Genomic DNA, 25,790 nt, shown 5'->3' on the forward strand with positions numbered 1-25,790 from the left:
CCGATAACATCAAGGTTATGACGGACAAGAGAAGGAGGCAGGTGATCGCGCATGCACATTATCGCAGTAGGACTCAATTATCGGACGGCTCCAGTTGAAGTGAGAGAAAGATTCGCATTCGCGGAACGGGAATTGCCGGGTGCGCTTAAGCAGCTCATTCAAACGAAGAGCATCATGGAGTGTGTCATTGTAGCAACCTGCAATCGTACGGAAATGTATGCAGTCGTTGACAGGCATCATCTATGCGGTCATTATATTCGCAGCTTTATGGAGAAGTGGTTCAATCTGCCGAGACAGCAGTTCACGAACCATTTATATATGTATGAAGATGACAAAGCGATTGAGCATTTATTACGAGTAACAAGCGGGCTTGATTCGATGATTATTGGCGAAACGCAAATCTTGGGTCAGGTGAGAGACGCGTTTCTGCAGGCTCAGCAGCTCAAGACGACGGGAACGCTGTTCAATCATCTGTTCAAACAAGCGCTAACGATGGCGAAGCGGGCGCATACCGAGACGACGATAGGCGAATCGGCTGTATCCGTCAGCTACGCAGCAGTAGAGCTTGGCAAGCGGATATTTGGACAATTCAACAAAAAGACGGTTATGGTGCTAGGTGCGGGCGAAACAGGCGAGCTGACAGCGAAGCATCTGTACGCGAACGGCGCTGAGAGAGTTATTGTAGTGAATCGGACTTACGAACGTGCTGTGCAGCTGGCGGACAAGTTCAACGGCGTGGCCTACTCGATGGAGGAAGCGGCGCAGCGGCTGCATGAAGCGGATATCGTCATTAGCTCCACCGGAGCTGAGAACTATGTCCTCACCCGCGGGCAGGTTGCTGAAGCGATGAAGCGCAGAAAGTCGAAGCCGCTTTTCATGATCGATATTGCTGTTCCGCGGGATCTTGAGCCGTCGATTGCGGCGGTAGACAACGTCTTTTTATATGATATTGACGATTTGGAGGGCATTGTGGAGAGTAATCTGGAGCAGCGCCGCCTTGAAGCAGCCAAGATCGAAACGATGATCGTCGAAGAAATCGGACTGTTCGAGCAATGGTACAAGACGCTGGGCGTCGTGCCGCTCATTCGTGCTCTTCAGACGAAGGCCGCCGATATTCACGAAGAAACGATGAACAGCTTGACGAACAAGCTGCCGGATCTCGATGAGCATCAGTTGAAGGTGATCCGCAAGCTGACGAAAAGCATCGTCAATCAAATGATGCAGGACCCGATCCTGCGCATTAAGGAAATGGCAGGCGAGAAGAAAGCGGACGAAGCGATGGATATGTTCGTCAAGCTGTTCGCGCTTGAGGAACAAATGACAAAAACGCGGCAAACAGAGCTTCAAGCGGCATCGGGGCCTGTGACTGCAACACAAACCAAAAACGTACAAGACCATGCACCTGCCGCGGCGCTGGCACCTGCTATTCAGTAAAGGATGCCCGCGAAATTTAGTTGAGGGCCGCAATATGGAGGCGCTATGGTTACACAAAATGTACTGTACGACGCGATACTTTATGTTTACGCCCTGAGCCTTCTGTTTTACTTCTCCGACTTCATGAATGCGAGCCGGAAAGCGAAGCGGATAGGTACAGGGCTGCTTATTTTTGTTTGGGTTTTGCAGACTGCTTACGTTACGGTAAGAACCGTATCGCATTTTCAGCTGACGCCCGTATCTACTTTCGAATATTGGCTTTGGTTCTCATGGCTGCTCGTTACGGTGTCGCTCGTTATAAGCCGGTTTTTCAAAATCGACTTTATCGTCTTTTTCGTAAATGTGATCGGATTCGCCGTACTTGCTCTTAATCTGTACAGCAGTACGAACAGCGGTCAGTCGTCCGAGCTGTGGCAGACAACAAGAGAGCTGCTCTATGTTCATATTAGTCTCGTATTATGCGCTTATGCGGTATTGACCTTCGGGGGTCTGTTTGCCGGCATGTACCTGTTTCTTCATAAACGTCTGAAGAGCAAGCAGTGGACCAAAGCGGTTCGCAGGCTGCCTAGCCTGGAAATGATGGAGCGATATATGGATCGTGCAGTGATCGTTGGCGTACCGCTGCTTGCAATGTCGCTTGCGATAGCGGCAGTGTCGTTAATCGTAGAAGGAAGATCCGCGCTGCTGCTGGACTTTAAGGTGCTGACATCTGTTGCGACGCTAGTTTTATTTATCATTTTCGTCTATCAACGTGCCGCGCAGAAGCGGCCGGGACCGCAGATGGCATGGCTTTATATTGCTTCATTCCTGATGTTGCTTATTAATTTGCTCTCCAATTACGTTTCAAGGTTTCATTAATGATCATTTCGGTCAATCCTATGGGGGATCAAGCATGAATGGCTATTACCCGGTCGTGCTCCAATTGCGCGGCAAAAAAATCGTCGTTATCGGCGGCGGCGGCGTAGCAGAGCGAAAGGTTATCGGCTTACTGGAAGCCGGGGCAGACGATGTAAGGATCGTCAGTCCAGCGGTTACGGAGCGACTGGCCGGTCTTGCCGAGGAAGGCAAGCTGCGGATTGAGCTTAGAGGGTACAAAGAGAGCGATGCAAGCGGAGCGTGGCTATTATTCGCGGCGTCAGGAAATAAGGAAGTTAACGCTGCTGTTGCAGCTGACGGCAAGCGTTATGGCGCGCTAGTGAATGCGGCGGATTCCTACGACGAAGGCGACTTTCTCGCACCATCCGTCATTCGCCGGGGCGAGCTGTTGCTGTCTGTGACGACAGCCGGCGCAAGTCCATCGCTAGCGGCAGCGATAAAGAAGGAGCTGGAAACGCAATACGGGGAAAGTTACATAGAAGCAGTGGACCGTCTGCGCCGTTTGCGAACAATTGTCATGAACAGTGAGATAGATCGAGTAGCTAAACAGGCTATACTGAAGCTAGCGGCGGAAGAGGCGGCTGAGGACGCGAAGAGCGGTGCTTCAGTCGCGGATAGCGGGGAAGAAGTAGAAGGCAGCGACGATGAATGGCTGAACAGCCTGCTGCGTCGCATCGGAATAACGGGAGGCATACATAATGAAGGAAACAGCTAATGCACATCGAGTGATCGTTGTAGGAACGAGACAGAGCGCGCTTGCGCTTACGCAGACAGGACAAGTGATCGATCAATTGCAGCAGCTCAGCGACGAGCAAGGCTTCTCTTATACGTTCGAGGTAAAGAAGATCGTGACGAAGGGCGACCGGATTCTCGATGTTACGTTGTCCAAGGTAGGCGGCAAAGGGTTGTTCGTTAAGGAAATTGAGCAAGCGCTCATCGATGGCGATATCGACTTGGCGGTACATAGCATGAAGGACATGCCCTATGAATTGCCAGAAGGTTTAATGAACGGAGCCATTCCGCTGCGCGTCGATCCAAGGGACTGCTTGGTTATGAAGGACGGCCTGCATAGCCTGTCAGACTTGCCGATTGGAGCGCGTGTCGGAACGAGCAGCTTGCGCCGCTCTTGCCAGCTCAAGAACGCTAGACCGGACCTCAAGCTCGAGTCGATCAGAGGCAATATCGATTCCCGTATCCGTAAGCTGGAGACGGAAGGTTTCGATGCGGTGGTGTTGGCGACGGCTGGGTTGACAAGAATGGGCTGGCAGGATCGCATTTCGGCAGCCGTGCCGGTTGATGTCTGTATCCCTGCGGTAGGCCAAGGGGCGCTCGGCATCGAATGTCGGAGCGATGATGCACAGATCAGAGAGTTGCTTGCACTGTTGAACGATAGAGAAAGCGAGCTGGCCGTCCGCGCAGAGCGCAGTTTCCTTGGCGCGCTGAACGGAGGCTGCCAAGTGCCGATCGGCGCATATGCCGTATTGGTGGATGACGCTGGAAGCGAGCCGCTGTTGGAGCTGACCGGCATGGTTGGTTCGCCAGACGGAGAGACCTTGCTTAAGGAGCAGTTAAGGGGGATGAATCCCGAACAGCTTGGACGGGATGTGGCGGCAGCGCTTATCGCGCGCGGCGCTGATCGTATTTTAGCGGAAATTGGGGGATGACCGGTGAATAAGGGGAAAGTTTATTTGGTCGGAGCCGGTCCCGGCGATCCGAAGCTCATTACCGTTCGCGGGCGCGAATGTCTTGAGCTGTGCGATGTCGTCGTGTATGATCGGCTTGCCAGCCCTCGGCTACTGCGTCATGTGAAGCCGGGCACGGAGAAAATTTATGTAGGCAAGCTGCCTGACCGACACACGATGAAGCAAGAGGAAATCAATCAATTGCTCGTCGATTTGGCGCTTCAAGGCAAGACCGTTACGCGCCTTAAGGGCGGCGACCCGACGATATTCGGCCGCGTGGGAGAAGAGGCCGAATTGCTGTACGATAACGGCGTCGAGTTCGAGATCGTGCCAGGCATTACATCGGCGATTGCCGTACCAGCGTATGCGGGCATACCGGTAACGCATCGCGATCTTGCTTCGTCGCTATCGATCATAACGGGCCATGAGAGTCCGGACAAGCTCGACCGCTCGATTCATTGGGACAAAGTGACGAATGCGACAGGAACGCTCATCTTCCTGATGGGCGTTGCGAAGATCGGATATATCGCCGATCAGCTGATCAAGCATGGCAAGCCGCCRCAAACGCCGGTTGCGCTTGTCCGCTGGGGGACGAGAGTGGAGCAGCAGACGATCGTCGGTACGCTCGAAACGATCGAAGCCATCGTCCGCGAGGCGAACTTCCAGCCGCCGGCGGTCATCGTTGTGGGCGAGGTTGTACTGCAGCGGGAGAAGCTGAGATGGTATGAGAACAAGCCGTTGTTCGGCATGCGAATACTGGTTACCCGAGCACGGGCGCAAGCAAGCGAGCTCGCCGACCAGATCGAGAGCTTAGGCGGCGAGCCTTGCGAGTTTCCGGTTATTGAGACGCAAGAGCCTTCGAATGCAGAAGCGATAGGTATGCTAAGAACGCATCTAGAGCAAGCGGAGAGCTATAGCTGGGTCATGTTCACGAGCGTGAACGGCGTCGATTATTTCTTCCGCTGGCTGCAGCGGTTCGGCATCGACATTCGGCGGTTCCACGGCGCTCGTCTTGCTGCCGTCGGTCCAAAGACGGCCGAGGCGCTGCGTATGCGCGGCTTGACGTTCGAAGAACTCCCTGTTCAATTCCATGCTGAGGGACTGCTGGAGCAGCTCGATCCGCACTTGAAAGCCGGCGAAAGAGTATTGCTGCCGCGTGGCGATTTGGCGCGCGAGGTGCTGCCAAGAGAGCTTCAGTCTAAGGGACTTGAAGCAGTGGAGATTGATGTCTACGAGACCGTGCTGGCGGATACGCAGGACGAGCTGGCATTGGAGTGGTTACGCGAGAAGCGGATTCATATGATTACGTTCACCAGCTCGTCTACGGTAACGAATCTGCTTGAATTGCTTAGACGCAGAGGCATTGAGGATCCGGCTGAACATCTCGCAGGCATACCGATCGCGAGTATCGGTCCAATCACATCGAAGACGGTAATAGATGCGGGACTTTCCGTAACGGTTGAGCCTGAACATTCGACCATAGACAGCTTAATAGACGCTATTGCCGCCTATCGCGCGGCCAAAGCGAACGTGTAGAGGAGGAACTATTCAGATGAGCTTTCCTATAGTGAGAAATCGCAGATTGCGCCGCACAGCTGGCCTTCGCAGCCTGGTGCGCGAGACGGTGCTAAGCGCTAATGACTTTATATATCCGCTTTTTGTAACGTATGGCGTGAACGTAAAGGAAGAGATTCCTTCAATGCCGGGCGTATACCATTACTCGATGGATCGCCTTGAGGAAGAAATTCGCGACGTTGTCGCAAGCGGCGTTCAGTCGGTGCTTATGTTCGGCGTTCCTGAGCATAAGGATGCAGTCGGCACATCGGCTTACGACGCTAACGGCATTATGCAGCAAGCGATCCGTGCGATTAAGGGATGGGCGCCTGAGCTTGTCGTTATTGCCGATACATGCTTATGCGGGTTTACCGATCACGGCCATTGCGGCGTCGTTCATGTCGACGAGCATTCCTGCGAGGCTACCGTAGATAACGATGCGTCACTTGAGCTGCTTGTGCGTACGGCAATTTCGCAAGCCGAAGCGGGAGCCGATATTATCGCGCCTTCGAATATGATGGACGGCTTCGTCCATGCGATTCGCGGCGGGCTTGATGAAGCGGGCTACAGCGATATCCCGATTCTGTCTTACTCCGTGAAATACGCATCTGCGTTCTATGGTCCATTCCGTGACGCGGCACATTCCGCGCCGCAATTCGGAGATCGCAAGACGTATCAGATGGACCCGGCTAACGTACGCGAAGCGCTGCGCGAAGCGGAATCGGATGTAGCAGAAGGCGCGGATATGCTCATGGTGAAGCCGGCACTGGCTTACTTGGATGTCGTGCGTTTGCTGAAAGAAAACTATGATTTGCCGGTTGTCGCTTATAACGTAAGCGCTGAATACTCGATGGTGAAGGCAGCGGCAGCGAACGGTTGGATTAACGAAAAGGCGATTGTGCTGGAGACGCTCACGGGTATGAAGCGCGCAGGCGCTGATATTATCATTACGTACCATGCAAAAGACGCTGCGCGCTGGCTGAAAGGGGAGGCTTAACCAGATGAGCAACCAATCTCGTATCGCTAACAACGCGCGTTCCGTAGAAGCATTCGCAAGGGCGAAGAAAGTAATCCCCGGCGGCGTGAACAGTCCGGTGCGCGCATTCAAGTCGGTAGATCTTAATCCCGTCTACATGGAGCGCGGCGAAGGCAGCCGCGTCTACGATATTGACGGCAACAGCTATATTGATTACGTCGGTTCATGGGGGCCGCTTATTATGGGTCACGCGCATCCGGAAGTGATTGAAGCGATCAAGCGTACAGCCGAGAAAGGCACGAGCTTCGGAGCTCCGACCGAGCTGGAGACGCTGATGGCCGAGCTTGTCGTAGAGCGTGTGCCATCGGTGGATATCGTCCGTATGGTCAACTCGGGAACGGAAGCGACGATGAGCGCCCTGCGTCTCGCGCGCGGTTATACGAAACGCAGCAAAATACTGAAGTTCGAAGGCTCTTACCACGGCCACGCCGACAGCTTGCTGATCAAAGCGGGTTCTGGCGTCGCAACGCTTGGACTGCCGGACAGTCCGGGTGTCCCGGAGCATGTCGCTTCGCATACAATTACCGTCCCGTACAACGATCTGGCATCTGTGAAGCTGGCGTTCGAGAAGTTCGGCGAGGAGATCGCTTGCGTTATCGTGGAGCCGATCGCCGGCAATATGGGCGTTGTACCGCCGCTGCCCGGCTTCCTGCAAGGACTGCGCGATGTGACGGAGAAATACGGTACTATTCTTATTTTCGACGAAGTAATGACCGGCTTCCGTGTCGGCTACAACTGTGCGCAAGGACTGTACGGCGTAACGCCGGATCTGACTTGCTTCGGCAAAGTGATCGGCGGCGGCTTGCCGGTCGGCGCTTACGGCGGCAAGCGCGAGCTCATGGAGCAGATCGCGCCAAGCGGCCCGATCTACCAAGCAGGTACGCTATCGGGCAATCCGCTGGCTATGGCGGCTGGCTATACGACGCTTAAGCTGCTAACGCCAGAAGTGTATGAGCAATTGGAACGCCAAGCTGTGAAGCTGCAGCTCGGCTTCGAAGCGAACGCCAGTAAGCACGGTATTGCKAATACGATTAACCGCGTTGGCTCGATGGTTTGTCCATTCTTTACGGACAACTTCGTCATTAACTTCGAGACGGCAAAGACGTCTGATATTACTCGCTTCAAGGCTTACTTCGCAGCTATGCTTGACCTTGGCGTCAATATTGCGCCATCGCAATTCGAAGGTATGTTCGTATCGGCTGCTCATTCGGATGAAGACATTGCTGCAACGATTGCTGCGCATGATATCGCATTCAGCAGATTGTAGCATATGAGATATAACTAGCTCGCCACACCCTCTTAATTGCATTGCATAGCAGCAGGCATTAGGAGGGTTTGTTGTGGGACGAGATGAACATAGGAGGCGGCAATGAGAATGGAACAAGCAGTTCGTAATGGAGAATGGCTCGAGCTAGACTGGTCGGCGCTTGCTGATGCCGATAAGGGAGCAGGGGAGCTTGCGCAGCCAGCAGCCGGAAGCCATCCGCATGAAGTGAGGAAATGGCTGCTTGCTAGAGGACTCTTTTCGGAAAAATGGGTGAATCGGCTGTTCTCGGTCGGCGGCATTAAGTGGGAAGGCGATAAGCTGCGTTTGCTTACGTTCCCGGCTGTTGATCCGAAGACGCATCCTTTCTATCGTCAGGCGATTTCGGGACCGACGATCGATATTCCCCCTGTGCTATACGAGGACGACTTCTGCGTCGTGTTCCATAAGCCGGCAGGGATGAAGGTTCATGAGACGTATGCGGGGGAGCGGGGAACGCTGGATGAAGCTGCCGCAAGGCATGCGCTGAAAGCGAAGGATCCATTGCCGCTGCGCCATATTCATAGGCTTGATGATTACACGTCTGGACCGGTACTCTATGCGAAGTGCGACCTGGCTCAGTGGAATCTCGATGAAGCGATGCGGGACAAGGCGATTGACAGGCAATATATTGCGGTCGTTCAAGGCAAGCTTGCGAAGCGGGCTGGAACGATTGACGAGCCTATCGGCAAGGATCGTCATCATAGAGCTAGGCGCATGGTAACGCCATCGGGCGAGCATGCCGTTTCTCACTATGAGAGAGTGGAGGCGTATGGGAAAGCTTCGATTGTCCGCGTTCGGCTAGAGACGGGACGGACGCATCAAATTCGTGTTCATATGAGCTATATAGGTCACCCGGTCATTGGCGATGAGATGTATGGCGGAAACACGCGACTGCTAACCCACCAAGCGCTGCACGGTGAGCGGCTGCTATTCCCTCATCCATGGACTGGGGAGACGATAGAAGTCGTTGCACCGTGGCCGTCTTGGCTGGAAAAGCTCGTATCATCCGTCAGCGGCATGTAAATAAAAGTCATGCTCTAGCCTATCCAACCATATAGATAAGTAGTGAATGTAACTTTAAATATAAGTGAGGATAAGCTTTGTGCCCATCCTCATCTTATATGGCTTGCGTAACGGTCTTCTTGCCGTCCTGCGGAAGGCGGTAGCCGTTAACGCTTCCGAGCATTCAGTACGAGAAGGGAGGACTTAGGCGTGTCGGAACAAACGAGTGGGTTACGCTTTGATGTGTATGAGCGCGTTCATCTGCCGGACGACGTTGCGGCTATCGATGAGTTGGAGGAAATCGAGCTGGTTCCACGCATCCAAGTGATCGATCAGGGGGATCATGCGGTATTGAAGGGCCAGCTGCTTCTAAGCGGCGTATATCGGGGGCAAAATGCGGAAGAAGCGCCGCTTGTGCTGGAGCACGGGATTCCGGTTGAAATTACGCTGCCGATGAACCGAATTTCACGGCTGGACRATATCTCCATCGATATCGAYAACTTTGATGTGGATTTGCTGTCAGCCAGAACGTTGAACGTTACTGGCGTCTTGTCGTTGCGCGGCATCTCCGTCGATCCTGTGGAAGAGCCTGAGGAGGCTTGGAGAGAAGAGCCGATTACGGTCGTTCATGAACGGAGTTTCTATGGTTCGCAGCAGCCCGGAGAGGAACAGGGACACGAACAGGAACACGAACAGGAACAGGGACACGAACAGGAACAGGAACAGGAACAGGAGCCTATACGGGACAATTCATTCCAACAAGAGGCGCCGGCGTACATAGCAGAGGACGAGTCCTTCTATGCGTCAGCGGAGGGCTTCGAGCAACAAATCGCCGAAGCACAAGCACAAGCGCAGGAACGGGAGAATGAGAATGAGATTGAGCGTGAGCGTGAGGCAACCGTGTCGATTTCCTCATCTCCTAATGATTCAGGCTGGTCGTCTTCACAGCTATTCGCGGTGAACGACAGACAGCCTCAGGAGGAGCAGCGGGAGATTACGCTTGCCTCACAGCAGAATAGCGATGACGGGTGGCTCGCCTCTTCATCTCAATATGTGGACGAACCAAGCGAGATCACCGAGCAGGATCGGAATGAAGAGCTGGAGCAGGCAGAGGAGCAAGCGGAGGAAGAGGCTGCTTTCGCCGAAGCGTATGCGCTGCTGGCGCTTGAAGAGCAAGCTCAGCGCGAGCTTGAGGCGGAGCTGGAAGCTCTGCAAGCATCTCAGCAAGCTGTACAGCAAGTCGTGCAGCAGCCTGAGAAGCAAGAGCCGCGCGTCGCGCTCTCAAGCAAACCTCCGGAGGAGCAGGCTGAACAGCCGCCTAATGTCGGCATTATGACGCTGCTCCAGACGAGCCGCCGCGAGCAAGCTGCGCGTCAGGCAGCCGAGCAAGAGATCGCCACTCAGCAAGCGGCTGAGGATGCGCGTGCGCTGTCGTCCGGCGACGAGATTGAGTGGAAGAACTTATTCCTCGGCCGCAATGCAGAGGAGAATGAATTCCGCAAGATCCGGTTATGCATCGTTCAGCGCGATGAGACGCTTGATGCGATTGCGCTTCGCTACAGCATTAATCCTCGAGAAATATTAGTTCGCAATAATCTTAATGAATCGGCCGTGACGGAAGGGCAACTGCTTTATATTCCGTGAAACACCTATTCCTTAATCAATAAAAATGGGTCCTTTCACTCGTTCATTCGTGAACAGTGAGGGACCTTTTTCATGAAACGTACTATGCGAACGTAATCGAACTTCGTATCTTCGCTGTAAGAGCCTATATGCACATACAGGGAGATCACAAACCCAGTCTCTCACTGTAAGACCATATATGCTCTTACACAAGGCATGCGTGTGTAATCGAACTTCCTAATCGTGCTGTAAGAGCCTATATTCACTTTCAGAGCGATCTCACGCCCAGCTTCTCTGTATAAGAACAAATATGCTGTTACACGAGGTGAGATTTATGTCAACAAGATGGGTTTTTCACCCCTTAAAGTTGACTCTAGCGCATAACAACGGTATTATGTATACATATAAGTGTCATAATGACGTTGAAGGGGAATAGTACGCAGTGAAGCCTTCAGAGAGCGGAACCGTTACGCTGAGAGGTTCTGCAGGAAGTGACTGCTACGGGTCGCCCCGGAGTTGCCTGGATCAAGCGGAGAGTTTGCGAAACAATGCATCTCTCGCCCGCCTAAGTCAGGCCGGCTGCAGCCGTTATCTGTTCGAGTGTCGCGCGAATCATCTTTTTTTGCGTGAAACAAAGGTGGTACCACGGAAGCTAAACCTTTCGTCCTTTATATGAGGGCGAGAGGTTTTTTTGTATTTATATCGATGTATGGAGGATGGAATGAATGTCAGAAAATCAAACRACGACTACGTCTACGGAAATGCGGACGACTTACGATCCGAAGGCAGCCGAGCAGAAATGGTATGACTATTGGCAGCAGGGCAAGTTTTTCGAAGCKGGCAAGCGTCCTGACGCGAAGCCTTATACGATTGTTATTCCGCCGCCGAACGTAACCGGCATGCTGCATATCGGGCACGCGCTCGACTTTACTTTGCAGGACATCTTGATTCGCACGAAGAGAATGCAAGGCTATGATGCGCTTTGGCTGCCGGGAACAGACCATGCCGGCATTGCGACGCAGACTCGCGTTGAGAGCAAGCTGCGCGAACAGGGCATTAGCCGCTACGATCTCGGACGCGAAGCATTCTTGGAGAAGGTATGGGAGTGGAAGGATCAATACGCGAACACGATTCGTGATCAATGGGGCAAGATGGGTCTCTCGCTTGACTACTCCAGAGAGCGTTTCACGCTTGATGAAGGTCTCTCCAAGGCGGTTCGCGAAGTATTCGTCCGTCTGTACGAGAAAGGCCTCATCTACCGCGGCAAAAAAATTATCAACTGGGATCCTGCGGCACGCACGGCGCTCTCTGATATCGAAGTAGAATACAAAGAAGTGAACGGCAACCTGTACCATCTCCAATATCCGCTTAAGGACGGCTCGGGCTTCATAACGGTCGCAACGACTCGTCCGGAGACGATGCTTGGCGATACGGCTGTAGCGGTTCATCCGGAAGACGATCGTTACAAGCATCTTATCGGCCAATTACTCATTCTGCCTATCGTTGGACGCGAGATTCCAATTATTGCGGACGAATATGTGGAGAAGGACTTCGGCTCCGGCGCGGTTAAGATTACGCCTGCTCATGACCCGAACGACTTCGAGGTCGGCCAACGTCATAACCTGCCGCAAATTATTGTCATGGACGAAACGGGCACAATGAACGATCAAGCAGGTCCTTATGAAGGTCTGGATCGTACGGATTGCCGCAAGAAACTCGTGAAGGACTTGCAGGAGCAGGGCATCTGCATCCGCATCGAGGAGCATGTGCATCAGGTTGGCCACAGCGAGCGCAGCGGCGCCGTTGTTGAGCCGTATTTGTCGACGCAATGGTTCGTTGCAATGAAACCTCTTGCCGAAGCGGCAATTGCGGCCCAAAAATCGGGTAAGGGCACGAACTTTATTCCTGAGCGGTTCGAAAAGATCTATATGAACTGGATCGAAAATGTTCGTGACTGGTGTATTTCCCGCCAATTGTGGTGGGGACACCGTATTCCGGCATGGTACAACGATGCTACCGGCGAGATTACCGTATCGCGCGACGACGTTCAAAATACGGAGGGCGCAAAGTTCACACAGGATAACGACGTACTGGACACTTGGTTCAGCTCTGCTTTGTGGCCGTTCTCGACGCTTGGCTGGCCGGAGGAGACGGAAGAATTCAAGCGCTACTACCCAACAGACGTGCTCGTTACGGGCTACGACATCATTTACTTCTGGGTAGCGCGAATGATCTTCACGGCGCTTGAATTCACAGACGAAATTCCGTTCAAGGACGTGCTGATCCACGGTCTTGTCCGCGACGAGAACGGGCAGAAGATGTCCAAGTCGCTTGGCAACGGCGTTGATCCGCTCGATGTTATCGAGAAGTACGGCGCGGACGCTATGCGTTATATGCTCTCAACGAGCAGCACGCCAGGTCAAGACTTGCGTTACCGCAATGAGCGTGTCGAGCAGGCGCGCAACTTTGCCAACAAAATATGGAACGCATCACGCTTCGCGCTTATGAACCTGGAAGGGTTCACCGCAGCGGATATCGATATTACGGTTAATCTCGGCACGTCCGACCGTTGGATCCTGCATCGTCTGAACGAAACGGTGCGCGATGTTACCCGCCTAATCGACAGCTACGAGTTCGGCGAGACGGGACGTTTGCTCAATAACTTCATCTGGGACGATCTTTGCGACTGGTATATCGAGTTTGCCAAGCTCAGCCTATATTCAACAGACGAAGCGGCTAAAAAAGCGACGCAGTCCGTCCTTGCTTATGTGCTTGACCGTACGCAGCGCTTGATTCATCCGTTCATGCCGTTCATCAGCGAGGAAATTTGGCAGCACTTGCCGCATGTCGGCGAGACGATCACGCTTGCGGAATGGCCGGTATACGATGCGGCGCTTGAAGCGCCTGAAGCAGTGAAAGAGATGGAGCTGCTGATGGGCCTCATCCGCTCCGTGCGTAATATTCGCGCAGAAGTGAATGTGCCAATGAGCAAGAAGGTCGAGCTTCTCATCAAGCCTTCGAGCGAAGCGGAAGCGGCGATTCTCGCGCGCAATGAAGAGTTCATCAAACGGTTCTGCGGCACATCGATGCTGGAGACGGGAACTCACATTAATGCTCCGGACAAAGCGATGTCAGCAGTCATTACGGGAGCGGAGCTTTACTTGCCGCTGGCTGGCTTGATTGACATCGAGCAGGAAATCGCCCGTCTTGAGAAGGAACGTCAGAATTTGACGGCCGAAGTTGAGCGTGTGGAGAAGAAGCTGGGCAATGAAGGCTTCGTAGCGAAAGCACCGGCTAAAGTCATCGAAGAGGAAAAAGCGAAGATGGCCGATTATGCGGAGAAACGCGAGAAGGTAGCGGCACGTATTGCGGAATTGCGCGGCTGAGATTAAGGGAAGAAGGATCGATACGTATGACGGAACAGTTCAACGAGCAGCGGCCGGCAGGGCCGCTGCATTCCTATACTGAAGCGGTGGAGTGGATTACAGGCCTCATCCCATTCGGCATCCGTCCGGGCCTTGACCGGATCGAGAAGCTGATGGAGCTGCTGGACAATCCGCATCGCAGATTGAAGTTCATTCACGTTGCCGGTACGAACGGCAAAGGCTCGACATGCTCATACTTGACAAGCGTGCTGCTTAAGAGCGGTTATGATGTCGGTACGTTCACGTCGCCTTATATTACGAAGTTCACGAATCGCTTTCAATACAATGGCGTGGATATTGAGGAAGAGACGCTGCTGAAGCTTGCGAATGAGCTGAAGCCGCATGTCGAGGCAATTGCAGAGACGGAGCTCGGTTCGCCGACCATGTTCGAGGTATCGACGGCTCTTGCTATTTTGTTCTACGCAAAAGTGACGTATCCTGACTATGTCGTGTGGGAGACCGGACTCGGCGGCAGGCTGGACGTAACGAATATCGTTCATCCGGTTGTGTCGGTCATTACGAACATCGGACATGATCATATGGATCGTCTCGGCGATACACTTGCTGCAGTCGCGAGCGAGAAAGCAGGCATTATTAAGGCCGGCATTCCGGTCGTTAGCGCCGTATCGCAACCGGAGGCAGTAGCTGTTATTAAGCAAACTGCTGCCGGTAAGCATAGCACGCTTTATTTGCTCGGCGAGCAATTCAGCGAGACGGCCGTTTCCGTTCAGGAAGACGAGCAGACTTTCCGCTTCGACGGATTATTCCGCTCGATCGAGCCGCTGACGATTACGCTTAACGGAGCGCATCAACGAACGAATGCGGCAGTTGCCGTCATGACGCTAGAGGTGCTGCGTCAGTACAATGCGCTTGTCGTAGAGGATGAAGCGCTGGAGGAAGGACTTCGGGCAGCAGCTTGGGCGGGCAGACTTGAGATGGTTTCGCGCTCGCCGCGTATTTTGCTGGACGGAGCCCATAATCCGGAAGGCGCGGAGACGCTCGTAAGCGCGCTTCGGTCAACGTATAAGTACGACCGTCTTCATCTCATGATGGGGATGCTGGAGAATAAGAATCATCAGGATGTACTCAAGCATATACTACCAATAGTGGATACGCTTATATTGACCGAGCCTGATTTTCGAATGAAGATGGATGCACCCGCGTTAGCTGCTATCGTTAGCGATATGAATAATCAACAGCCTGCGGAAAGCTCGTTCGAGCTCATCGTAGAGCCGGATTACCGCGCTGCGCTTCAAAAATTACAACAGTTAACCGGGGAAACAGACCTTGGGGTCGTGACAGGCACGCTATATTTGATTGCTGACGTTCGCTCCCGCATATTGTACAACTCGGATTCTGAAAAAGGTTGGTGAACCGTCTTTGAATACGGCAGAACACGTTCATTTCATCGGAATCGGCGGTTACGGAATGAGTGCCATAGCCCGCGTCATGCTGGAAATGGGCTATAAGGTTACCGGTTCCGATGTCGCGCGTCAGGAGCTTACGGAGAAGCTCGCGGCGAAGGGGGCCGATATTTATATCGGCCATCAGCCCGAGCATGTGAATGGAGCAGATTTGGTCGTTTATTCGACTGCGATCTCGAAGGACGACGTCGAGCGGAGAGCGGCGGAGCAGCTTAACATCCCTGTTCTGCACCGCTCGCAAATGCTGGCGAGATTGATGAATATCGGTAAAGGCATCGCCGTTGCAGGCGCGCACGGGAAGACGACGACTTCCTCGATGATTGCCCTTGTTATGGAGTCCTGCAATGCTGATCCGACTTACATTATCGGCGGCGAGATTGTTAACTTAGGTACAAACGCGAAGGCAGGCAAAGGCGAATACGTTGTTGCGGAGGCCGACGAAAGCGACGGGTCGTTCTTGCATTATCACCCTACGCTTGCAATCGTGACGAACATCGAGCCAGACCATTTGGAAAATTATGACGGAGACTTTGGCAAGCTGAAGGCAGCGTATGTTCAGTTCCTGCAGCAAGTCAAATCCGGCGGCAAAGCTATCGTATGCGCGGATGACGATAATGTGAAGGAACTGATCCCGCTTGTGTATACGGGAGCGGAAGGCGAATCGCAGCTTGTGACGTACGCTATCGATGGCGAAGCGGAATATAAAGCGAGCAATATCGTCTTGGGCGACCGCAAAGTATCGTTCGATATGACCCATAACGGAGCATCTCTCGGTACGATCGTGCTGTCCGTTCCAGGCCGCCATAACGTATACAATGCAATGGCGACCGTGATCACTTGCTTGGAATCGGGATTGTCGTTCCGGGAAATCGCCGAAGCGATTCGCGAGTTCAGCGGCGCGAAGCGCCGCTTCCAGGTGCTCGGGGAAGTCAATGACATTCTGGTCATTGACGATTACGCGCATCATCCGACAGAGATTCAAGCGACGATCAGTGCGGCCAAAGCAACGGGCAAACGGATCATTGCCGTATTCCAGCCGCAGCGGTATACGCGGACATTCTTCTTGTTCGATCAATTCAGCCGCGCTTTCCCGGAAGCAGATGAAGTCATTATTACCGACATCTACTCTCCGGCGGGCGAGCAGCAGATCGAAGGCGTGCATTCGCATAAGCTCGTTGAGCTTATTAAGAGCAACAGCAATGCGAACACTCTATATCTGCCGACCAAGGAAGACGTCCTCTCTTATTTGACGGAGCACGTAGCGCCGGGCGATCTTGTCATAACGATGGGCGCAGGCGACATTTGGAAAGTAGCTGATCAGCTCGCCAAGTCGTTGAAGGCCGCCAACTAAACATATATACGATAAGGGGCCGTCCCAATAGCCAGTAGGCTGCGGGGACGGCCCTATGTTATTTAAGCGCACAAGTGTAAGGAAACGAGAAGTCGCTATTTTGGAGAAGTTTGATTGAATCGTGGGGCTAAAGTTCAAATAGCGTTTACTAGGTTCGTTACACGCTCACATCTCGAATATATCCGCAAATAACGCTATACCGGTTCCTTAGTCTATTTAGGTGGGGAGAAACGACCTGGAAAGTTAGGGTGAACGTCTTAGAAGGCCGGCTAACATCCTTCGTCGGTCTAAATCTCTCACTTGTCTCATAGAATACTAGCAGAAGCTATGGGACAAGGAGAGATTTGCATGAGCTCAAAAAACCGGATTACCTATCGTTTTGACCAGGCAGGTCGCAACGTGACTGATAAACCTATCAAGGAGGCTAAGCGTACGGATACTCATGCGGAGAATGCGGGGAGTCCGGCGAAGTCGAATGTCGTGCCTCTATATCCGCCGCATGAATCGCCCGTTATGAGCGAGCTGACGCCCTGGAACAGCCCGTTCCAGGAGGACATTGTGGCGTTGGAGCAATTAATTCGCGACATAGAGCCGAATTCGAAAGAGAATGCTTCAGGCAAGCTGCCGCCTAATTTTTCGGCGAAGGATGGATTCCAAGGACCGATTCTACTAAATAAATTGGATGCTCCTCTAGCACCGCCCGAAGGTGATCCGTTCGAATCTGTCCTGCTGCCTATCGATGATAGCGAAGCAGAGAGGAAACCTTTGGCAGCCGCGGCTAAAGCCGACAACGGACTAAATTACGAGGCTTCAAACGAACTCTTTTATGATGAAATAGAGGATTTAAGCAGAAGCAAAGGTAAATACAAAGCCGTTCGTTACAAAAGACCATCGTCTCCGCCATCTTGGTTCAATGTTTTTTTATCTGTCGCAGGCGCGCTTGCAACGGGAGCGTTGTTCGGTTATTTGCTGCTGTCGCTGTTCACAGGGTCGCCCGTACTGCCCGGCGGCGAGAAAACGGCAGACGGCAAACAGTCCCCTGCCGTTGATACGAATGTCGATCAGCCCGCAACAGGCGGAGTGGGAGTCAGCGATCCTGATTCCGATCCGAATGAAACGCTGCCTGATGAGAGAGGCCCGTTAACAGACGGACCAATGGCCGCATTGACTGGTCTTGACCAAACCTACTATTTGTTGCAATTCGGCGTGTTCAGCAACACGGAAGGCAGAGATACGGCGCTCGCCCAACTGAAGGACAAGGGGCTTGCCGCCGCGGCGCTGGCGACGAAGGATGATTACCGCGTATTCGCCGGAATCGCCGGAAATAAGGATCAAGCGACAGCGCTGCGTGCCTCGATGACGGATACCGATCTGTTCGTTAAGGTACTAACGGTCACCGCGCCTGGCGAATTTCCTTTCGATGGCGATGCCGCAGATGCCCAGAAGTTCTTCGAGCGGACGAGAGACGTCGTCCAAATGTTGGATGATTTGGCTCTGGCGCAGCTCGAGCAACCGACTCTATCGCCGCTTAGCGATGCCGCATCCGTTGCATGGGAGAACAATTACCAGCTGTGGAAACAGGCGGTGCCGATTATGCAGAAAGGCACGAAGTCCGCGGAAAATCTAGCATTTCTGAACTCTATCGTCACTGCTCTAGACAATGCGGCCAAAGCGATGCTTGAATATGACAAGAAACCTTCCGCGTCACATCTCTGGTCTGCGCAATCCTCGTTAATGGCAGCGGTCATTGCACAAAAAGGGTGGTTTGAGTCCATCAGCGCATTGTAAACGAATAGGGATCTGCGTATAATAGATTCAGGTGTCATTTCGTGGCGAGAGGCGTTGAAAGATGAAGAAAAACGGCTGGATCCTACTCATTTTCATCGTATTAGGCTTATTAGCCGGCGCGTTGGTTGCCAGATGGCTTACTCCGGTTCCGGGAATATCATTTCTTACGGATCCGCTTGAGGCTGCTTGGTCGCCTGCAATCGATTTATATGTACTCAGCTTCAATCTGTCGATTCATCTGCAAGTTAGCATGCTAAGCATCATAGGTGCTATAATTGCTATCTGGCTTTACCGCAAAATATAAGCTGCCCAAGCGTACTTTCCTATTTCCGGACACAGCCGAGCCGCGGTGGCAGCAATGAAGGAGCATAGTCATCCATTAATGGGACATACACAACTAGGCAATGAACCGATAAGCCGGATTGTATTGGCTTCTTCGTCACCGCGCCGGAAGGAACTGGTTGCATCGCTGGGCCTTTCCTTGCCGGTTTATATTTTGTCTACCGATACCGATGAATCGATTGAACTCGGCTGGAAACCGGATTATGTCGTCGAGCAGCTCAGCTTGCGGAAAGCCTCCGCTGCTGTCCACATGCTGCAAAATGAATCCGATAACCAGCCGTCGCTCGTTATTGGAGCAGACACGATCGTCGTGCTAGACGGAGAAGTGCTCGGCAAGCCGAAGGACGAAGCAGATGCGAGGCATATGCTGCAGCGTCTGCAAGGGCGATCCCATGAGGTTTATACAGGGGTGGCCTGCGTACCTTCCATGAATGGCGAGACGATTGTCATGCACCGTATGACGAGGGTGTGGATGAAGCCGCTTAACGACAAGCAGATCGCGAATTATGTCGCATCGGGCGAACCGATGGACAAGGCGGGCTCCTATGGCATTCAGGGGCTCGGCGCAACGATAGTCGAACGCATTGACGGCTGTTACTTCAACGTCGTCGGATTGCCGCTGTCGCTGCTCTCGGACATGCTGGCGCGTTATGACATTGCTGTGTTTTGAAGGAATGAATGAGTATTTGACGTTATGCGAATGAAAACAAATGTGAATGGAACACATGCAACAACCCGATAGGCGGATAACACATGCCTGTCAGAGTTTGATGGAAGCCGGTTAGCTCAAAGTCGTCGATTTGCTACCGCAAGATGCGGTCATACAATATAGAATGGCCTTGAAAGCATTTTTTTTCAAAAATTAGGCAGGATATGAGAGAAATCTAATGTAGCGAAGGCGGGATCGGGACATGGAGCCGCAATACTCGGTTTTGCGTGATGTCCCCCATGAAGAACGTCCAAGAGAGCGCATGATGCGATATGGGGCAGAAGCACTTAGCCATGCAGAGCTGCTGGCTATCTTATTACGAACCGGCACGCAGCGGCAATCCGCGATTCATCTAGCGGGTTCGGTCTTGCAGCAGTGCGGGAGCTTGCGCAATTTGATGGATATGAGCATGGAGCAATTGACCGCTATCCGCGGCATCGGACCGGCAAAGGCGCTGCAATTGCGCGCCGGCATCGAGCTAGGCAGACGCATTACGCGGAGCAAGCTGGAGGAAACGGTTACGGTTCGCAAGCCGCAGGATGCAGCTGACTATGTCATGGAGGAGCTCCGTTATTTGAAGAAGGAGCACTTCCTTTGTCTGTTTCTCAATACCAAAAATCATATTATTGCCCAAGAAACGTTGTCTGTAGGTACGCTCAACGCCTCGCTGGTTCATCCTCGCGAAGTATTCCGAGCAGCCATTCAGCGCAGCAGCGCGTCGATTATATGTGTCCATAATCATCCTAGCGGCGACCCAACGCCAAGTCCGGAAGACATTGCGCTTACGAAACGACTGGTGGAAGCGGGAGAGCTCGTCGGGATCGAGGTATTGGATCATCTGGTCATCGGGGACGCGCGTTTTGTAAGTTTGAAGGAACAAGGATATATGTAATATAATATAAGGGATTGTGCAATGAGAAGGGAGCAACATCATGTTTGGTGGTTTTTCGAAAGATTTGGGAATTGATTTGGGTACTGCGAATACGCTCGTATTCGTGAAAGGCAAAGGAATTGTCGTAAGGGAGCCTTCCGTGGTAGCCCTGCGTACCGATACGAAAACAATTGAAGCTGTAGGCGAGGACGCCAAAAAAATGATCGGCAGGACGCCTGGGAACATTCGCGCGGTTCGTCCGATGAAGGACGGCGTTATTGCCGACTTCGAGACGACGGCTACGATGATTAAATATTTCATTCGTCAAGCGCAGAAGCAGCGCTCGTTGTTCCCGCGCCATCCGAACGTGATGGTATGCGTGCCGTCCGGCATTACTGCGGTTGAGAAGCGTGCGGTTGAGGATGCGGCGAAGCAAGCCGGCGCGCGTGAAGCTTATACGATCGAAGAACCGTTCGCAGCTGCGATCGGTGCTGATCTTCCGGTATGGGAACCAACCGGCAGCATGGTTGTTGATATCGGCGGCGGTACTACCGAGGTTGCGGTTATCTCGCTAGGCGGCATCGTAACAAGCCGCTCGATTCGTGTAGCCGGCGACGAAATGGATGAAGCGATTATTCAATATATTAAACGTGCGTACAACCTCATGATCGGCGAGAGGACATCGGAGCAACTGAAGATGGAGATCGGCTCGGCTTTGCCGCTGGACATGCCTGAGAAAATCGAAATCCGCGGCCGCGACCTCGTATCCGGCTTGCCGAAGACGCTTGCGATTACATCGGATGAGATTACCGAGGCGCTTACGGATACGGTGAACTCGATCGTGGATGCCGTTAAGATTACGCTTGAGAAATGTCCTCCCGAGCTTTCTGCCGATATTATGGATCGCGGCATCGTTCTTACAGGTGGCGGAGCGCTGCTTCGTAATTTGGACAAGCTGCTGCAACGCGAGACGGGCATGCCTGTTATTGTAGCGGACAATCCGCTTGACTGCGTTGCAATCGGAACGGGCCGTTCGCTGGACAATATTCATCTGTTCAAGAGCAGAGGCAGTTCGTCGTCGCGCTCCAAGCGATAAGAAGCGTCCATAGGGGAATGGATATGAAACGGGCAGGTGATTGAGCTGTTTAAGCTAATGCGAAATAAGCGGATGTTTATGCTTATGATCGGGTTTATTCTGTTCATTGCGGTAATCGGCTTCTCGCTTAGTGACCGCAAGGAATTGACTTGGCCGGAAAAATTCATCAAGGATACGTCCGCATACGTTCAGCAATGGTTTTACAAGCCCGCTGGTTCTATAGCGGGCTTCTTTGAGGATATAAGCGAGCTTCGTCTTCTCTATGAAGAGAACGAGCAATTACGTATAACGGCGGCGGCATACGCTAGAGAAAAAGTGAATTACAACTTCGTGCAGAAGGAAAACGAGCGGTTGAAAGAAGCGCTCTCCTTCACCGAACGCCAGAAGCAAATGTATAACTATAATTATCTCATTGCACAGGTTGTATCGGTAAGCAATGACGCCAACAACCGTTCGATGAATATTAACCTTGGCTCCAAAAACGGCATTAAGCCGAATATGGCGGTAACGACGATTGACGGACTTATCGGACTTGTTGATTCCGTAACGCCGTATACGGCAACGGTAACGCCGATAACGGAGCTGGATGAATCGTCGCCTACCTTCAACTCCATCGCGGTTACGGTAATGGGACGCGAGGATCGTTCCTTCGGTATTCTTAGCAGCTATAATACGGAGACGCAAAGACTTCTTATGACGAAGATCGCAGAAATCGATCCGATGACCGTCGGCGACACTGTCATTACTTCGGGACTCGGAAATGTGTATCCCCGAGGTCTGGTGATCGGCAGGGTGGAGACGAAGCAGGTTGGCGATTTCGGTCTGACATATACGGCAACCATCGATCTTGCTGCAAGCTTTGATCATTTGACCGAGGTGTTTGTCGTAGAGGTTCCCGCATTGGAGGACGTCAAGGAATGACGATTAACCGTATTATCGGGTTGATGATTCTTTTATTTATTGTAGAAGGCACTATTATGCCGTGGATTATTCCTGCGGGGTACGGTGAGCGCATTATTACCCATTTTACGTTCGTTATGGTTATCTACTCTGCGATGTACAGCGGAAGACATTATGCCTTATTGTTCGGGATTGGCTTTGGCATGTTGCAGGATATCGTATATTTTGGACATTTGATCGGGGCTCATGCTTTCGCAATGGGACTTATCGGGTATTTCACTGGCGTATTGTTTGAACGCAAGCGAGCCACAATCATGATGGCGTTATCCGTGATCGGCATAGCCTGCTTGCTGTACGATACGATGATCTTCTTTATATACAAAGCATTCCGAATTACGAACGAGACGTATGCCTGGGCGGTGCTCGATCATATTTTGCCTAGCTTATTCATCCAGCTTGCGTTCGCGTTGGCGGTTTATGTGCCGGCAAGACGCATGTTCGAGTCGCAGAATAAGCTGAAGACCGAAGAAGAGGAACAATGATTAGCAGCCGAAGGCAGTTTTCTCGGTAAATATTGGGGCATTAGCAGGAATTTGCGCCTTGCGTCAAGAATCCAATAGGTTGGGGAGGGGCTAACGTGACCGAGAAGCAACATATAATGATAAAAGGCGTTAAGGAAGGTCTCGTGTTCCTTCTCAACGATCAGTGTGAATTCGCTACACTATTGGATGAGTTGCAATATAAGCTGGAGAAGACGCACCAACAATTGCTGACAGGGCCGCTCGTGCACGTGCATGTGAAGCTAGGGACACGGCAATTGTCCGATGATGACAAAGAGCGGATTAAGACGGTCATTCGTTCGCAGGGCAATCTGATGGTTCAGTCGATTGAATCCGAGGCGAAGGCAGTAAGCGAGCAGCAGGTGAACGCTCAGCAGCTTCACGCTCTGACGACGATCGTAAGATCGGGCCAGACGGTCGAGCATGATGGCGATTTGCTGCTGATTGGCGATGTGAATCCGGGTGGAACGCTTCTATGCACCGGCGACATCTATGTGCTCGGCGCGTTGCGCGGCGTAGCGCATGCCGGGACAAGCGGTCGAACCGATGTTATTATCGCAGCTTCGCTAATGAGGCCGACGCAGCTTCGGATCGCTGACGTCATAAGCAGGCCGCCGGAGGAATGGATGACCRGGGATGCGGCAATGGAGTTTGCTTTTCTGAACGAAGGCCGTATGCAAATTGATAAAATTACGCATTTATTCCGCATCAGGCATAATCCTATTATGTTTAAAGGAGTGTAGAACATGGGAGAAGCGATTGTTGTAACATCGGGCAAGGGCGGCGTCGGCAAGACGACGACATCGGCCAATTTGGGTACAGCTCTAGCGTTGCTTGGCAAAAAGGTATGCATGGTCGACACGGATATCGGCCTGCGCAACCTGGACGTTGTAATGGGGCTCGAAAATCGGATTATATATGATTTGGTCGACGTAGCGGAAGGCCGCTGCAGGCTTAGTCAAGCGCTTGTGAAAGATAAGCGTTTCGACGAGCTGTACATGCTGCCTGCCGCACAGACGAAGGATAAAGATTCTGTAACGCCTGAGCAAGTGCGCGACATCGTGCTGGAATTAAAGAAGGACCATGATTATGTCATTATCGATTGCCCGGCGGGAATTGAGCAAGGCTTTCGCAACGCGATAGCGGGGGCGGATCGAGCCATCGTTATTACGACACCGGAAAATGCGGCTGTCCGCGACGCCGATCGCGTAATCGGCTTGCTGGAACAAGAAAAAATACCAGCTAAGCTCATCATTAACCGTATTCGCCAAAATATGATGAAAACCGGGGAAATGCTTGATATCGATGAAATTTGTCAGGTGCTTGCAATCGACCTGGTAGGTATCGTCCCTGACGATGAGAAAGTCATCTCTGCAGCGAACAGCGGCGAGCCGACCGTTATGAATCCGGCATCCCGCGCAGCTATCGCATACCGCAATATTGCGCGCCGTATTCTGGGAGATATGGTGCCGCTTATGCTGCTCGATGAGAAGGCAGGCGCGTTCAAGCGTTTCCGCAAGTTTCTTGGAATAGGATGATTGCCCCGTGCTTAACAAATTAAAGAAGCTTGACTGGGGGATATTAGGCATATTGCTCCTCTTCATGGTCATTAGCTCCGTGGTTCTCCACAGCGCGACGATCAATGATCCAAGGTATGCCAGCTCGGATACGAAACAAATTATTTTTTATGCGCTCGGTTTTTTTGTAGCGATTGTCGCTTCCATGTTCGATTACCGAATCGTGCTGAAGAGCTGGCATGTGTTATATGGCATAGGGGTTACGTCGCTTATACTCGTTTATTTCGTCGGAGCGAAGATCAACGGTGCGCGAGGCTGGTTCAAAATTACGGAGACGTTAACGATTCAGCCCGCAGAGATCGTGAAGATCATTATTATAATAGGCATTGCTTACTTGATGGGACGAAGGCAAGGCGACAAGCTGACCTTCATGCGGGATTTGGTGCCGATCGGCGCATTCGCCGCTTTGCCGTTCATGCTCGTTATGATCCAGCCCGATCTAGGGAATGCCATTATCTATTTGGTCATCGTGCTCGGCATGCTGTGGATCGGCAACGTCAAGTACACGCATGTGCTGATCGGCCTTGGAACGGTTATTGCGAGCATCGTGTTATTCGTCAGTCTGTTCACGATGTTCAATAACGAGATCAAGGAATTTATGATTGATAAGGAACTAACGCACTGGTATGAGCGTATCAATACGTACATTAACCCGGAAGAGGCAAGCTCAGACGCGAAGCATCAGTCGCTTAATGCGAAGATCGCGATCGGTTCAGGCGGGCTGAACGGCGACGGATACTTAAAGGGAGATATGAAGAACGGCGGCTTCGTGCCTTATCCTTATTCGGATTCCATCTTCGTCGTCATCGGAGAGGAATTCGGCTTCCAAGGCGCGGCGATTCTGCTGCTCCTGTACTTCCTGCTTATTTATCGAATGATCATTGTCGCGTTCAAATGTTATGATATGAAGGCATCGTTTATTGTCATTGGCATTGTATCGATGTATGTGTTCCAGGTGTTCCAAAACATCGGCATGATGATCGGCCTTATGCCCATTACGGGCATCACGCTTCCGTTCATCAGCTATGGCGGCACGTCGCTGCTGCTTAATATGTTGTCGATCGGACTTGTGTTAAGCATCAAGTCTCATCAAGAGGTATATGAGCTGGCGGATTAGATATCCAGCTCAGCTTAACGAACCGTTCATGCGGAAAGCATGTACGGTTTTTTTGCGTATTGAGCCGCATACTTGTCTACTCCCGCTCATAGGATGAAGGAAGTGATAGTGATACAA

General features: G+C 52.3%; 22 protein-coding genes and 1 other annotated feature. All 22 genes read left to right on the forward strand.

The window, feature by feature from the left end; genetic code table 11:
- The first annotated feature begins 51 nt into the window (after positions 1-51).
- The 22 genes from hemA (at position 52) to AB4Z33_RS05250 (ending at position 25,673) form a co-directional block, all read left to right on the forward strand.
- On the forward strand, positions 52-1,434 hold the full coding sequence (gene hemA, locus AB4Z33_RS05145; protein WP_442048900.1) for a glutamyl-tRNA reductase: 1,383 nt from the start codon (positions 52-54) through the stop codon (positions 1,432-1,434).
- A gap of 45 nt (positions 1,435-1,479) precedes the next feature.
- Entirely contained in the window at positions 1,480-2,292 is an 813-nt protein-coding gene (locus AB4Z33_RS05150; RefSeq protein WP_442048901.1) for a cytochrome C assembly family protein, read from the forward strand.
- A 34-nt stretch (positions 2,293-2,326) separates the two neighbouring features.
- On the forward strand, positions 2,327-3,025 hold the full coding sequence (locus AB4Z33_RS05155; RefSeq protein ID WP_442048902.1) for a precorrin-2 dehydrogenase/sirohydrochlorin ferrochelatase family protein: 699 nt from the start codon (positions 2,327-2,329) through the stop codon (positions 3,023-3,025).
- Complete coding sequence (gene hemC, locus AB4Z33_RS05160) at positions 3,009-3,974, forward strand: hydroxymethylbilane synthase (protein WP_442048903.1); 966 nt, start codon at positions 3,009-3,011, stop codon at positions 3,972-3,974. Before AB4Z33_RS05155 ends, hemC begins: the two co-directional genes overlap by 17 nt.
- 3 nt (positions 3,975-3,977) lie before the next feature.
- Positions 3,978-5,528, forward strand: a complete 1,551-nt coding sequence (gene cobA / locus AB4Z33_RS05165) for a uroporphyrinogen-III C-methyltransferase (protein WP_442048904.1) — start codon at positions 3,978-3,980, stop codon at positions 5,526-5,528.
- A 16-nt stretch (positions 5,529-5,544) separates the two neighbouring features.
- Positions 5,545-6,543 (forward strand): porphobilinogen synthase, encoded by a 999-nt coding sequence (gene hemB / locus AB4Z33_RS05170; protein WP_442048905.1) that lies wholly within the window; start codon positions 5,545-5,547, stop codon positions 6,541-6,543.
- Between the two features lie 4 nt (positions 6,544-6,547).
- Positions 6,548-7,849 carry a glutamate-1-semialdehyde 2,1-aminomutase gene (hemL, locus tag AB4Z33_RS05175; protein ID WP_442048906.1) on the forward strand — a complete coding sequence of 434 codons (1,302 nt, stop codon included), beginning with the start codon at positions 6,548-6,550 and terminating at the stop codon, positions 7,847-7,849.
- A gap of 108 nt (positions 7,850-7,957) precedes the next feature.
- The gene (locus AB4Z33_RS05180; RefSeq protein WP_442048907.1) at positions 7,958-8,911 is read left to right on the forward strand and encodes an RluA family pseudouridine synthase; all 954 of its coding nucleotides are present in this window, start codon (positions 7,958-7,960) and stop codon (positions 8,909-8,911) included.
- A gap of 189 nt (positions 8,912-9,100) precedes the next feature.
- Complete coding sequence (locus AB4Z33_RS05185) at positions 9,101-10,534, forward strand: LysM peptidoglycan-binding domain-containing protein (RefSeq protein ID WP_442048908.1); 1,434 nt, start codon at positions 9,101-9,103, stop codon at positions 10,532-10,534.
- Positions 10,535-10,926: 392 nt separating this feature from the next.
- Positions 10,927-11,185: a binding site (T-box leader), on the forward strand.
- A gap of 53 nt (positions 11,186-11,238) precedes the next feature.
- A complete protein-coding gene (locus AB4Z33_RS05190; protein ID WP_442048909.1) occupies positions 11,239-13,899 on the forward strand; it encodes a valine--tRNA ligase in 2,661 nt (886 codons plus the stop codon).
- A 26-nt stretch (positions 13,900-13,925) separates the two neighbouring features.
- On the forward strand, positions 13,926-15,311 hold the full coding sequence (locus AB4Z33_RS05195) for a bifunctional folylpolyglutamate synthase/dihydrofolate synthase (RefSeq protein ID WP_442048910.1): 1,386 nt from the start codon (positions 13,926-13,928) through the stop codon (positions 15,309-15,311).
- Between the two features lie 7 nt (positions 15,312-15,318).
- A complete protein-coding gene (gene murC / locus AB4Z33_RS05200) occupies positions 15,319-16,713 on the forward strand; it encodes a UDP-N-acetylmuramate--L-alanine ligase (protein WP_442048911.1) in 1,395 nt (464 codons plus the stop codon).
- A gap of 348 nt (positions 16,714-17,061) precedes the next feature.
- Positions 17,062-18,501, forward strand: a complete 1,440-nt coding sequence (locus tag AB4Z33_RS05205) for an SPOR domain-containing protein (protein ID WP_442048912.1) — start codon at positions 17,062-17,064, stop codon at positions 18,499-18,501.
- A 61-nt stretch (positions 18,502-18,562) separates the two neighbouring features.
- Positions 18,563-18,805, forward strand: coding sequence for a DUF4321 domain-containing protein (locus tag AB4Z33_RS05210; RefSeq protein ID WP_337099541.1), 243 nt, complete (start codon positions 18,563-18,565; stop codon positions 18,803-18,805).
- 78 nt (positions 18,806-18,883) lie between these two features.
- On the forward strand, positions 18,884-19,513 hold the full coding sequence (locus AB4Z33_RS05215) for a Maf family protein (protein ID WP_442048913.1): 630 nt from the start codon (positions 18,884-18,886) through the stop codon (positions 19,511-19,513).
- A gap of 241 nt (positions 19,514-19,754) precedes the next feature.
- Positions 19,755-20,444: a RadC family protein gene (gene radC, locus AB4Z33_RS05220; RefSeq protein WP_442048914.1), complete on the forward strand. Its 690-nt coding sequence runs from the start codon at positions 19,755-19,757 to the stop codon at positions 20,442-20,444.
- Between the two features lie 40 nt (positions 20,445-20,484).
- Positions 20,485-21,519: a rod shape-determining protein gene (locus tag AB4Z33_RS05225; RefSeq protein ID WP_442048915.1), complete on the forward strand. Its 1,035-nt coding sequence runs from the start codon at positions 20,485-20,487 to the stop codon at positions 21,517-21,519.
- 72 nt (positions 21,520-21,591) lie between these two features.
- A complete protein-coding gene (gene mreC, locus AB4Z33_RS05230; protein ID WP_442048916.1) occupies positions 21,592-22,440 on the forward strand; it encodes a rod shape-determining protein MreC in 849 nt (282 codons plus the stop codon).
- A complete protein-coding gene (gene mreD, locus AB4Z33_RS05235) occupies positions 22,437-22,961 on the forward strand; it encodes a rod shape-determining protein MreD (RefSeq protein ID WP_442048917.1) in 525 nt (174 codons plus the stop codon). The genes mreC and mreD overlap by 4 nt, the downstream gene beginning before the upstream one ends.
- A gap of 95 nt (positions 22,962-23,056) precedes the next feature.
- Positions 23,057-23,722, forward strand: coding sequence for a septum site-determining protein MinC (locus AB4Z33_RS05240; protein ID WP_442048918.1), 666 nt, complete (start codon positions 23,057-23,059; stop codon positions 23,720-23,722).
- A 3-nt stretch (positions 23,723-23,725) separates the two neighbouring features.
- Positions 23,726-24,517, forward strand: a complete 792-nt coding sequence (gene minD, locus AB4Z33_RS05245; RefSeq protein WP_442048919.1) for a septum site-determining protein MinD — start codon at positions 23,726-23,728, stop codon at positions 24,515-24,517.
- A gap of 7 nt (positions 24,518-24,524) precedes the next feature.
- Positions 24,525-25,673 carry an FtsW/RodA/SpoVE family cell cycle protein gene (locus tag AB4Z33_RS05250; RefSeq protein WP_442048920.1) on the forward strand — a complete coding sequence of 383 codons (1,149 nt, stop codon included), beginning with the start codon at positions 24,525-24,527 and terminating at the stop codon, positions 25,671-25,673.
- The last annotated feature ends 117 nt before the right edge of the window (positions 25,674-25,790 follow it).

The sequence above is a fragment of the Paenibacillus sp. 2TAB19 genome (genome assembly GCF_052115185.1).
Classification (GTDB): domain Bacteria; phylum Bacillota; class Bacilli; order Paenibacillales; family Paenibacillaceae; genus Pristimantibacillus.